The organism is Ruminiclostridium hungatei, assembly GCF_002051585.1.
In the GTDB taxonomy this organism is placed as follows: domain Bacteria; phylum Bacillota; class Clostridia; order Acetivibrionales; family DSM-1351; genus Ruminiclostridium; species Ruminiclostridium hungatei.
Genome location: NZ_MZGX01000032.1, coordinates 45,055 through 56,771 on the forward strand (window position 1 = coordinate 45,055; position 11,717 = coordinate 56,771).

Genomic DNA, 11,717 nt, shown 5'->3' on the forward strand with positions numbered 1-11,717 from the left:
CATATTTCTGAAATATAACATTTTAATAATATTAGGTTAAGGATGTGTTTGCAATGGAAAAGGCGGAGCAAAAGAAAAGGATTTTCAGCGGAGTCCAGCCGTCAGGTAATCTTACCATAGGAAATTATCTGGGAGCTATCAAAAACTGGATTCCCATGCAGGATGAATTTGAATGCCTGTACTGTGTGGTTGATTTACACACGCTTACAGTGAGACAGGTTCCTGCAGAATTGAGACAGCGCAGTCTGAACCTGCTGGCCCTGTATATGGCCTGCGGTCTGGATCCCCAAAAGAGCATACTTTATTTGCAATCCCATGTAAGTGCTCATGCTGAGCTTGCATGGATTTTAAACTGCTATACCTACATGGGCGAGCTCAACAGAATGACCCAGTTCAAGGACAAATCCGCCAAGCATGCCGACAATATAAATGCAGGCTTATTTGCGTATCCGGTGCTTATGGCAGCAGATATCCTGTTGTATCAGACAGAGCTGGTTCCCATAGGTCAGGATCAGAAGCAGCACCTTGAAATAACCAGGGATATTGCTGAAAGATTCAACAATGCATATGGCGAAACTTTTACCATTCCAGAGCCATATATCCCTAAAATCGGAGCAAAGATAATGAGCCTCCAGGAGCCTGAAAAGAAGATGTCAAAATCCGATGAAAATGAAAATGCGTATGTTTTCATACTTGATTCCGAAGATGCCATAATCCGTAAATTCAAAAGAGCTGTTACCGACTCTGAGCGTGAAATACGGTATGATGAAGAAAACAAGCCCGGAGTCAGCAATCTGATAAGCATATATTCTGCCGTAACCGGAAAAGGCTTCTCCGACATAGAAAAGGAGTTTTCAGGAAGCTCCTACGGTGACTTGAAGGAAGTGGTGGGACAATCTGTAGCCCAGATGCTTAAACCAATACAACAGAAATACAATGAGTTGACTGCAAATAAGGACTACCTGAATTCAATATTAAAGGATAACTCCGAAAAAGCGGCATATATGGCAAGGAAAACTCTTTCAAAGGTTCAAAGAAAGATTGGACTGTTACCAAGAAGTTAAGGGAATGAACAGGGATCATTTCATGAGTGATGTCGCTCTGAATTGGAATGGTGCCTGTTTTTTTGAAATTTGCGCAAATTACGCACCCTATTTATCAAATTTTGTACTAGTGCCGGAATATAAATATTGTATATGAGAAATACAACTGATAATTTTCGATACAGATTTAACTGAAGCGCTTGCTAAAAATTCAACTGAAAAATTTATCGTATTGCTAGGAGACTAAAATGGCAACCACTGAATTGATACTATTAGCGTTGGGACTGTCAATGGACGCATCGGCTGTGTCCATTTCCAACTCGTTGTGCATAAATAAAATAAGGCTCAGGCACATTTTGCAAATGGCTTTTGTGTTCGCCTTTTTTCAGGGACTCATGCCCATAATAGGGTTTTTTGCTGCAAGCAGATTTGAGGCGGCAATAAGCCGCTTTGACCATTGGATAGCATTTATACTGCTTGTCATTATTGGAGGAAAGATGCTGCATGAGGCTGTAAAGGCCGAGATAAATCAGGAATGCTCACTGTTTTCGCTTACCTTCAAGCTTTTGCTGGTCCAGGGCATTGCCACAAGCATTGATGCTCTGGCTGTAGGTGTCAGCCTGTCCGCACTTAATGTAAACATATACTATTCCATAGCTATTATCAGTACGGTAACTTTTATATGCTGTACCCTTGCAATACTGGTTGCCAAAAGATTCGGAAATCTTCTGGGGAAAAGGGCGGGAATTGCAGGCGGAATTATCTTGATTGCTATCGGCCTGAAAATTTTTCTTGAGCACATGTTTTTCCAATAGAGTGTTAAATGTGGGCAGGGTATGGTTTACGGAATATTGCCAGGAATTGTGAAGACGCAAAAACAAACGTATGTTTGATTTTGCGCTTTTTTGTGTTATAATTTGATGTAACTGTTAAATTAAATTATTCTTTTGCAGGTCGTCAAATATAAAAGTTAAGATTTGAAGTAAGCTTTGTGTTGTATAACTGGGAGGTCGTATGAACAGATTTGAAGTGGTTTCGGAATATATACCAAAGGGTGATCAGCCTAAAGCCATAGAAAGTTTAAGCAAAGGTATCCGGGAGGGACTGAAGCATCAGACCCTGCTGGGCGTTACCGGTTCGGGAAAGACATACACTGTGGCGAAGGTCATAGAGCAGGTTCAGAAGCCCACGCTGGTCATTGCCCACAATAAGACCCTGGCTGCCCAGCTTTGCAGCGAGTTCAAGGAGTTTTTTCCAAACAATGTGGTGGAGTACTTTGTAAGCTACTACGATTATTATCAGCCGGAGGCGTATATTCCGTCCACAGACACCTATATAGAAAAGGATTCCTCTGTAAACGAAGAAATAGACAAGCTTCGCCATTCGGCAACCGCTGCGCTTTTTGAAAGACGGGATGTAATAATTGTCGCCAGTGTCTCCTGTATATACGGCTTGGGTGACCCTGAGGATTACACCGATCTTATGCTTTCCCTGAGAGTGGGAATGCAGAAGGACAGGGATGAAATAATCCGGAAACTGGTGGATATTCAATATGAGAGAAATGAGATAGATTTCAGAAGAGGAAAATTCAGAGCCAGAGGGGACGTGCTGGAAATCTTTCCTGCCAACAGCTCTGAGATGGCGCTTAGAGTTGAGTTTTTCGGTGACGAGATTGAAAGGATCACCGAGGTGGATTACCTTACAGGAGAGATTAAAGGAACCAGAAGCCATATAGCAGTTTTCCCCGCTTCCCACTATGCAACTACCCGTCCTAAAATGGAAAAGGCAATGGTCACCATAGAAAAGGAGCTGGAGGAAAGGCTGGAACAGCTTAAAATGGAAGGGAAACTGCTTGAGGCCCAGAGGCTTGAACAGAGAACCAGATATGACCTTGAGATGATGTCTGAAATTGGTTTCTGCCAGGGTATTGAAAACTATTCAAGACATATCAGCGGAAGAGAAGCCGGCAGTTCTCCCTTTACGCTTATGGACTACTTTCCCGACGACTATCTTCTTGTAATAGACGAATCCCATGTCACTGTTTCCCAGGTAGGCGCAATGTACAACGGAGACAGGTCAAGAAAGGAATCGCTGGTGGAATACGGCTTCAGGCTGCCTTCAGCCTTTGACAACAGGCCGCTTAAGTTTAATGAGTTTGAAGAACGCGTCAACCAGGCGGTCTATGTCAGTGCCACACCTGCAGCATATGAAAGGGAGCATTCAACCCGGATAGTCGAGCAGATTATCAGGCCCACAGGACTTATTGATCCTGAGATAATAATAAGACCTGTAAAGGGACAGATAGACGATCTGATAGGTGAAATCAACCTGAGAGCCGAAAAAGGGCAAAGAGTGCTGGTGACAACCCTGACCAAAAAGATGTCGGAGGATTTGACCGACTATATGAAGGAGCTGGATATCAAGGTCAAGTATCTGCATTCGGATGTTGCAACTTTTGAGAGAATGGAGATAATCAGAGATTTGCGTCTGGGAGTATTTGACGTACTTGTGGGTATAAATCTGCTGAGGGAGGGACTGGATATTCCCGAGGTATCTCTGGTTGCCATACTGGATGCCGACAAGGAAGGCTTCCTGAGATCTGAAACCTCGCTGATACAGACTATCGGCCGTGCTGCCAGAAATTCCGAGGGAAAGGTAATCATGTATGCTGACAAGATAACGGGTTCCATGCAGAGGGCTATGAGTGAAACAAACAGAAGAAGACAACTGCAGATGGACTTCAACAAGGCTCATGGCATTGTGCCCACAACCATTAAAAAGTCAGTCAGAGACCTAATCGAGGCTACAAAGGTTGCAGAGGAAGGCGAAAAATATTATACTGGTAAGGAAAAACCAAATCTTATGTCTGTTGAGGAGCTGGAGAATTTGATTGCAAAGCTGCAGAAAGAGATGAAGCAGGCAGCAGTGGATTTACAGTTTGAAAGGGCTGCGGAGCTGAGGGACAAGATAGAAGAGCTCAAGCAGGGGGCAGAGGGGAAATAGGTTTTTTATTATTTATATTTATTTGGCGCATACCTGTATTTATTTGCTTATATAAGCATGTACGTATAAATGTATGTGGGTGTCGGGAGTCTTAATGAAATTACTGAGGCAGTTTTTAATAATACTGATTATTTGTGCGGTGGGGGAAGTGCTGAATAAAGCGGTTCACATTCCTCTGCCCGGCAGCATCATCGGTATGCTGCTGCTGTTTGTTTGTTTGATATCAGGTTTGATTAAACTTGAAATGATTGAGGATATAAGCAGATTTTTACTGGATCACCTGGCTTTCTTCTTTATTCCTTCCGGAGTGGGACTATTGGCGTATGTGGGCATACTTAAAAGAAATTTTGTTCCGCTGATTGTCATATGCTTTGTCTCAACTATTCTTGTAATGGTTGTTACAGGTTTTACGGTACAACTGATCAAAGGGAGGAAGACAAAGTGAAGGAAATATTTACCACACCGGTTTTTGCACTGTTAATATCCCTGCTGGCCTTTGAAATTGGCATTTTCATAAACAGAAAGACCAGACTGGCGCTTTTTAATCCGCTTATGCTGGCTATTTTAATAGTTATAGGAATTCTTCTTATTTTTAAAATACCGTTGGAGGATTATAAAAAAGGAGGGGACTTCATATCTATGTTCTTAACTCCTGCGACAGTGATACTGGCTGTTCCGCTGTATAAAAACATAAATTCCCTTAAAAAGGATTATGCTGCAATAATTGGCGGGGTACTGGCCGGAAGTATTACAGCCATTTTAAGTGTCTGGCTGCTGGGAAAGGCCTTTGGCCTGTCACCCCAATTGCTGGCTTCACTTATTCCCAAGTCAATAACCACTCCTCTGGGAGTCGAGCTTTCAAAGCAACTGGGAGGGATTCCGTCAGTTACAGTGGCTGCCATCGTAATAACCGGAATAGTGGGAGCTGTTCTGGTTCAGTCTCTGTTGAAGCTGCTGGGGATAGATGATAAAACTGCAAAAGGTATTGCAATCGGTACATCCGCCCATGCGCTGGGAACAACAAAAGCAGTTGAACTGGGTGAGACGGAAGGTGCCATGAGCGGTCTGGCTATCGGCCTTGCAGGGCTGGTTACGGTAATCGCTGCCACCATTTTGTCAAAGCTTGGGATTTTTTAATGAAAATCATACATTTCAGAGTAGTGACCGTATATATGAGCAGTGAAAGCACTGCAGCCTCCCTGGGGGAGGTGTACCGTATGACATACTAATTCTTGATGGAGGAATGTTGTGAAGAATATATACGTGATATTGTCTGCAACTCCTACAGTTATGGGGAAGTTCATAAGAGTTTTCACCAGAAGTTCCTTTAATCATTCGTCCATAAGCCTGACAGAGGGCTGGGAAGAAATGTATTCCTTCGCGCGCTACAGAGCGGCCAATCCTCTTGTAGGAGGGTTTGTAAAGGAGTTTCCCAGCAGGCTGTCACATGGACGAGAGCAAGAGGATGTTTATATAAAGGTATACAAAATTCCTGTAAGCAACAGGCAATTTGAACAGATTAAAAGGTTTATCTACGGTATCCGGGATGATCACGAAAAGAATATCTACAATACACTTGCGGCCATAGGCATATTTCTGGGACACCGGTTTAACACCTATAAGGCCTATACCTGTTCCGACTTTGTGGCTCAGTCCCTTTCAAGAGGCCAGATCATATCAGAAAACTGCGTGAGAAAAAACATAGTACCCGATGAAATGCAGAAGTTTCTGGATAAATATACGGTATTCTGCGGTTGCATGAAAAATTATAAGCCTGTAATAAATTCATGCTGTGAATCGGAAGAATTTTATATCAGGCTGGGCTTTATCAGGGAGGTGGCAAATACCTTCTATCATTTTTACAGCCTTATCAAGCGGAATAATATGGACGGAATCCCCTTTTTGCAGCACAAGTCCAATATGTAACTCAAAGCACCTTGCCGCATTTCGCCGCCTTGCGGCTCATGCCGGACGATGTCATTATCCTCAAAAGTTAAAAACTTTTTGCGGTAATAACGGCTAAGGAAGATAATAGAGCCGCACTTCACCGCCTTGCGGCTTGTGCCGGGCTATGCTATACTTATACCAAACTAAACCATTAAATGGTTATTATCGTTATTTTAATGAATTTTAGGAGGTTAAGCTGTAAGATGGATAGCATGGCAAAACTTAATTTGTGGCTGGAAAGCGATTATTTTGATCAAGATACCAAAAATGAACTTATATCCATAAAGAATGATACCAAAGAGGTGGAGGATCGTTTTTATAAAAGTCTTGAATTCGGAACAGGCGGGCTCAGAGGTATTATCGGCGCCGGCACCAACAGAATTAATATTTATACCGTCAGAGTTGCTTCCCAGGGTCTGGCAGACTATATAAACAAACTGGGAAAACAGGACAAGGGAATTGTTATTGCGTACGATTCCAGGTTCATGTCACCTGAATTTTCACTTGAGGCTGCCAAGGTATTTTGTGCCAACGGCATCAAGTCCTATCTTTTTGATGAACTTCGCCCCACACCTCAATTGTCCTTTGCGGTAAGATATCTGAAGGCCGCTGCGGGGATTGTTGTCACAGCAAGTCACAATCCAAAGCAGTACAACGGCTACAAGGTGTATGGCGAGGATGGTGGACAGTTGTCCATTGATGGCTCCAATGCCGTAATCGATGAAATAAATAAGATATCAGATATTACAAAAGTCAGCACCATGTCCAAGGAAGCCGCCTTGGAAAAAGGACTCCTTGAAATAATAGGAAGCAAGGTGGATGACGCATACATAGGAATGCTCAAAACCTTGCAGGTTAACAAGGATGCTGTGGCACAGGTTGCGGATTCCTTCAAGATAGTATTTACGCCCTTGCATGGTGCGGGAAACAAGCCTGTAAGAAGGATTCTTTCTGAAAACGGTTTTAAGAATGTTCTGGTGGTAAAGGAGCAGGAGCTGCCGGATTCACAGTTTTCTACCGTAAAGTCGCCAAATCCTGAGGAAAGGTCAGCTTTTGAGCTTGCCATAAAGCTTGCTTCAGAAAATAATGTGGACCTTATTATCGGCACTGACCCTGACAGTGACAGAGTTGGTGTGGTTGTGAGAAAGGACGACGGGGAATACGCCGTCCTGACCGGTAACCAGACCGGGTGTCTGCTGTTGGAATATATACTCACAGCCATGGATGAAGCAGGAAAGCTTCCCAAAAACGGATTTGCGGTTAAGACTATTGTAACAACCGAGCTTTCCAGAGAAATTGCTGAATTCTACAATATTGAGCTTGTTGAAGTTCTCACAGGCTTTAAGTTTATCGGCGAGCAAATAATGCTAAGGGATGAGCAGGGAGACCAGAAGTACCTCTTCGGCTTTGAAGAGAGCTACGGCTATCTTGCAGGTACAGACGTACGCGACAAGGATGCGGTGGTTGCCTCCATGCTGGTGGCAGAAATGGCTGCCTACTACAAAACCAAGAATATGTCTTTGAATGACGCGCTTATAAAGCTGTTTGAAAAGTACGGCTATTTCATTGAAGGTGTTAATTCCTTTACTCTCGAAGGCAAGGACGGCCTGATGAAAATCAAGTCTGCCATGGCTGAAATGCGCACCGCCAGGTATACAGGTTTTGGAGACCTTAGAGTAAAGGCCATAAGGGACTATCAGAATTCGGAAAGATATGTGATAGCAAGTGGTTCAACTGAAAAAATTACGCTTCCTCAATCGGATGTGCTTTATTTTGAAATGGAAGATGGCTCCTGGTTCTGTGTGAGACCATCGGGAACCGAGCCCAAGATAAAGATATACTACGGAGTATCGGACAAAACCCTGGAATTGGCACAGCAAAGGCTGGAAAACCTGAAAAACAGTGTACTTGACGTAATAAAACCGCTTCTGTAAGCAGAAACTGAAAAACTGAAATCCCTGGCTGGAAGGCCGGGGATTTAGTGCTATTTAGGGTTTAAACATGTATTCGATAGCTTAAACGATTATTCAATACGGTATTCCATACTTAAACCTGTAGTGCCAGTTAATAGAGTCATTAAGAGACGAGTTGCAAGTCACGTGAGGACGACTTTAAAGAAATGCGCAGTATGATTAAAAGCTTTTGCTGAAATTGTAGGCTTACAGCATGCTGCTTTGGCAGTTAAATTGACAGGATGTCAATTTAAGCAGCCCTGGGAGACCTGGATGGTCGAGTTGCTGCGACGACTAAAAAAGCAGGCTGAAAGGTATACAATTTCGCCAAAAGCGTTATATACAAGCATTTATTTGAAGCTCGTCCGGGAGTGAGTGGCATTTTCTGACTGTTACCACATTTTTAATTAGCACTACAGGTTAAATTAATTCCCATACATTATTCCGCCGGTGCTTTCGTCAGTGTTTCCAGGACTTGCAGGGAGCTGAATTACCGCTACCTCGGGAATAGAAAAGAACCGGAAGGGAAATATGACATTTCCCAGGCCTCTGTTAATGTACATATTAATGCCGTTTATTTTGTGAAGTCCTCTGAAACATTTCATTTTACAAAGCTTTTCACTTCTCATGATCTTGAATTCAAGATTAAAAGGCATCCAGATCTGACCGCCGTGAAAATGACCGCAAAGCAAGTAATCCGTTTTGTTGTGGGGAAGCTGAAAAACAATATCCGGATTGTGGGAGACTGCGATATTTATGCAGCCGGTTTCAAATGAAGATTTTATGTCTTTAAAGGCCCTGGCTATATCCGGTTTCCCGCTTCTCAGGTCGTCAATACCAATAAGATTATAGGTGTACCGGTCCTTGTGGATTTTTACACTGGAGTTGATGAGAACCTCTCCACCTGCTGCTTTAAGCTGTTTGACAAAATCAGCGATTCTTTCCGTATTGAAGTGCAGAGCTTTATGATCGTGGTTTCCCAGGGTGAGATAAACCTTGCAGTTCCCTGTCAGAGGTTTGAGAAAGCTGATGAATTTGGGAATATCCCGGGGGGCTTCTATATAGTCGCCGCTTATAATAATTATATCCGGGTCGGCCTGTCCTATGAAGGTTAACAGCCTGGAAACAGGTATAAAGATTTTATTAATGTGTATGTCTGATAAGTGCACAATTCTAAGGCCCTTGGAGCTTGTACTGAAATTGATTCTGCTCTTGGCCAGAAAGGTTGTCTCAATTCTCATATAGATAAGGGTTACAGCTATTGTAACAAGTATTATAATATATACCATTTTTTATGATTCTCTCCCGGAAAACAGCAGACTTATTGGTCAAAATAAGTATATAGAAAAAAATTGATTTTGTAAAATATGCTTTGTTAAATTCCACTAAAGTAAAAAATTGTTGCTAGTTTTTGGAACAGTCAGTATAATTATGTTATTAAACTGCATAAATATCATTAATTTGGGTTATATTAATTGGGGTTATAATTATTCGTTATTGTGCGGTTTATAACTAACATTTTAAGAGGACGAAATGAGAAAGATAAGGATATCAAATTGTGAGCCGGGGATGTTGCTTGGAAGGGCAATATACAACGGAAGCGTAATACTACTGGAGTCAGGCGCCGTTTTGAGCAGGCAGTATATAGATCGTCTTAAGGAGCTTGGAGTTTCTGAGGTTTACATTGAAGATGATATCTCTGATGACCTGAAAATAAATGATGCCGTAAATGAGGCTACCAGGCGGGAAGCTGTGGCCTTCATAAAAGAATCCATGGAAAATTACACTTCCATGCAGTTATTAAACTCTGCCGAAGCAATTGAAATTGTAAATAGGATAATTGAGGAGATATTGTCCTCTGATGATATTATTGTTAATCTGATGGATATCAAGACCTGCGACACATACACCTATTCCCATTGTGTCAATGTATGCATACTGTCCATTATTACGGGAATAAAGCTCAATCTCGGCACTGTTCAGCTTAAAGAGCTGGGGGTGGGGGCTCTTTTGCACGATATTGGAAAGCTGATGATTCCTACGGATATATTAATGAAAAAAGCGGCACTGTCCAGTGAAGAATACGACATTATCAAGGAGCATTCCCAGCATGGCTATAATATTTTAAACAGGCTGCCCCTCATAAGTGAGACTTCAGCCCGGGTGGCGCTTGAGCATCATGAGAGATTTGACGGCAAGGGCTATCCCAACGGTCTGCGAAAAGACGAAATACATTTGTTTTCAAGAATAGTTGCAGTTACCGATATTTTTGATGCACTCACCTCAAACAGGATTTACAGAGAAAAAATCAGTACGAATCAGGCAATAGAATATCTTACTTTTATGGCGGCACCAACACTGGATGCCAGTGTTTTGAGCTGCTTTGTCCAAATTATCCCTCCATTTCCCATAGGTACGGGAGTTATACTCAACAACGGTGAAAAGGGAGTTGTTATAACCATAAACAGGAATTACCCCACCAGGCCGGTTGTCAGGCTGGTTTTTAATGCAGACGGCAGCCAGAAGGAATTTTACGAGGAAATAAATCTTGCCGAAACAAGCAATTATACAATTATAAATAATGCGGAGCTTATAAGATAGCAGGAGAGGGAGCTGGGAGAGGTTATAAAGTGCTTTTAGGAGAAATTAGGGATGTTAGTGTCCCGGTTGTCCTCCAAAGGTAGGTTTAATCAAGTAATTTGTTGTTGACAAACATCTGGTTTGTCATTATAATAAAACATGCTCGTGCGGATGTGGCGGAATTGGCAGACGCGCTGGATTTAGGTTCCAGTGGGCGACCGTGGGAGTTCAAGTCTCTTCATCCGCACCAAATCATGATAATCCGAACCTTGTCCCCGTTGGGGATGGGTTCGGATTATTGCTTTATATTGACTATGATTTTTTCCCCAACGGCGTGAAGCGCGGCCCGGAATCCAAGCCGATAGGCCCACGAAAGAAGAAAGCTGAATAAACATAATAAAGGGCGGCGGTATCGTAAATCTACAATACCGCCGCCCTTTATTATGTTTCGAGAAGCATCAAACCGTGCACCCCCTTGAATAAACGTACACGACTCCTCTTTCAGCCAGTCAAGTATCTCTTATGGCTTTTCCCTCGTTTCTTTTGTGTTTGGTCGACCATGTTTATATTTTGTAGTAAAAAAGCGCAATCCCCGTTTTTCTGCGGGAATTGCATTTTAAGTAAGGTTTACACTTTGAAATTGCACCCTTGCAATTATCGTGGTAGAATATAGTAATAAGAGGGTGTTCCTATTTATCTGCCCGGCGCTATCAATGAGCGCATCGGTGACTTGCAGACAAGCAAGGTGTTACAGCAAAAGGAATTGGCTGAATTGGGTGGGATATCTCCTTCACAGATTAGCGGCATCGAAACCGGAGAATCGAAGAATATTACAGCCGATACGATTGCAAAATTGGCAAAAGCTTTGAATGTCTCCACCGATTACATATTAGGGATTACCACCGTCAGCGTTCCGAAAAGCTATGGGATAACAGCGGCGAATTAATAGGTGATACTGCGCCATTACATGATATGTTGCGGAAAATTCAAGCGAACATGCAATACAGCACGAGCGGGGTCGCTACCAAGGACGCCGCCGCTTCGATTCTTACACAGCAGTTAGCACAGATGGGCATCTTTGATGAAGAAACAATGGCGGCATTCAAAAATATAGCGCAATCCGCTTTTGAACGATTAAGCAGCAGCGAAGATACCTCTGATTGACATATGACCTGCGATAATAATATATGGA

General features: G+C 42.6%; 11 protein-coding genes and 1 tRNA gene. 11 read left to right on the forward strand and 1 reads right to left on the reverse strand.

Annotated elements, in window-relative coordinates:
• The first annotated feature begins 53 nt into the window (after positions 1-53).
• The 7 genes from trpS (at position 54) to CLHUN_RS19460 (ending at position 7,927) form a co-directional block, all read left to right on the forward strand.
• Positions 54-1,064 carry a tryptophan--tRNA ligase gene (trpS, locus tag CLHUN_RS19430; protein WP_080066341.1) on the forward strand — a complete coding sequence of 337 codons (1,011 nt, stop codon included), beginning with the start codon at positions 54-56 and terminating at the stop codon, positions 1,062-1,064.
• A gap of 227 nt (positions 1,065-1,291) precedes the next feature.
• Positions 1,292-1,858, forward strand: coding sequence for a manganese efflux pump MntP (locus CLHUN_RS19435; RefSeq protein ID WP_080066343.1), 567 nt, complete (start codon positions 1,292-1,294; stop codon positions 1,856-1,858).
• A 199-nt stretch (positions 1,859-2,057) separates the two neighbouring features.
• Positions 2,058-4,046 (forward strand): excinuclease ABC subunit UvrB, encoded by a 1,989-nt coding sequence (gene uvrB, locus CLHUN_RS19440; protein ID WP_080066345.1) that lies wholly within the window; start codon positions 2,058-2,060, stop codon positions 4,044-4,046.
• A 94-nt stretch (positions 4,047-4,140) separates the two neighbouring features.
• Complete coding sequence (locus CLHUN_RS19445) at positions 4,141-4,491, forward strand: CidA/LrgA family protein (protein WP_080066348.1); 351 nt, start codon at positions 4,141-4,143, stop codon at positions 4,489-4,491.
• Positions 4,488-5,183 (forward strand): LrgB family protein, encoded by a 696-nt coding sequence (locus CLHUN_RS19450; RefSeq protein WP_080066351.1) that lies wholly within the window; start codon positions 4,488-4,490, stop codon positions 5,181-5,183. Before CLHUN_RS19445 ends, CLHUN_RS19450 begins: the two co-directional genes overlap by 4 nt.
• Before the next feature lie 111 nt (positions 5,184-5,294).
• Entirely contained in the window at positions 5,295-5,972 is a 678-nt protein-coding gene (locus CLHUN_RS19455) for a hypothetical protein (protein WP_080066353.1), read from the forward strand.
• A 224-nt stretch (positions 5,973-6,196) separates the two neighbouring features.
• Positions 6,197-7,927 carry a phospho-sugar mutase gene (locus CLHUN_RS19460; RefSeq protein ID WP_080066355.1) on the forward strand — a complete coding sequence of 577 codons (1,731 nt, stop codon included), beginning with the start codon at positions 6,197-6,199 and terminating at the stop codon, positions 7,925-7,927.
• A gap of 443 nt (positions 7,928-8,370) precedes the next feature.
• On the opposite strand, the gene CLHUN_RS19465 is transcribed toward CLHUN_RS19460, so the two are convergent.
• Positions 8,371-9,234 carry a metallophosphoesterase gene (locus CLHUN_RS19465; protein ID WP_080066358.1) on the reverse strand — a complete coding sequence of 288 codons (864 nt, stop codon included), beginning with the start codon at positions 9,232-9,234 and terminating at the stop codon, positions 8,371-8,373.
• A 244-nt stretch (positions 9,235-9,478) separates the two neighbouring features.
• Here CLHUN_RS19465 and CLHUN_RS19470 point away from each other — a divergent pair, with 244 nt between their 5' ends.
• The 4 genes from CLHUN_RS19470 to CLHUN_RS22190 all read left to right on the forward strand — a co-directional run bounded on the left by CLHUN_RS19470 (position 9,479) and on the right by CLHUN_RS22190 (position 11,689).
• Complete coding sequence (locus tag CLHUN_RS19470) at positions 9,479-10,546, forward strand: HD-GYP domain-containing protein (RefSeq protein ID WP_080066360.1); 1,068 nt, start codon at positions 9,479-9,481, stop codon at positions 10,544-10,546.
• 146 nt (positions 10,547-10,692) lie between these two features.
• Positions 10,693-10,775 (forward strand) — tRNA-Leu (locus CLHUN_RS19475).
• Between the two features lie 495 nt (positions 10,776-11,270).
• The gene (locus CLHUN_RS19480) at positions 11,271-11,471 is read left to right on the forward strand and encodes a helix-turn-helix domain-containing protein (RefSeq protein WP_165755800.1); all 201 of its coding nucleotides are present in this window, start codon (positions 11,271-11,273) and stop codon (positions 11,469-11,471) included.
• A 50-nt stretch (positions 11,472-11,521) separates the two neighbouring features.
• Complete coding sequence (locus CLHUN_RS22190; protein WP_165755801.1) at positions 11,522-11,689, forward strand: hypothetical protein; 168 nt, start codon at positions 11,522-11,524, stop codon at positions 11,687-11,689.
• Positions 11,690-11,717: the final 28 nt, after the last annotated feature.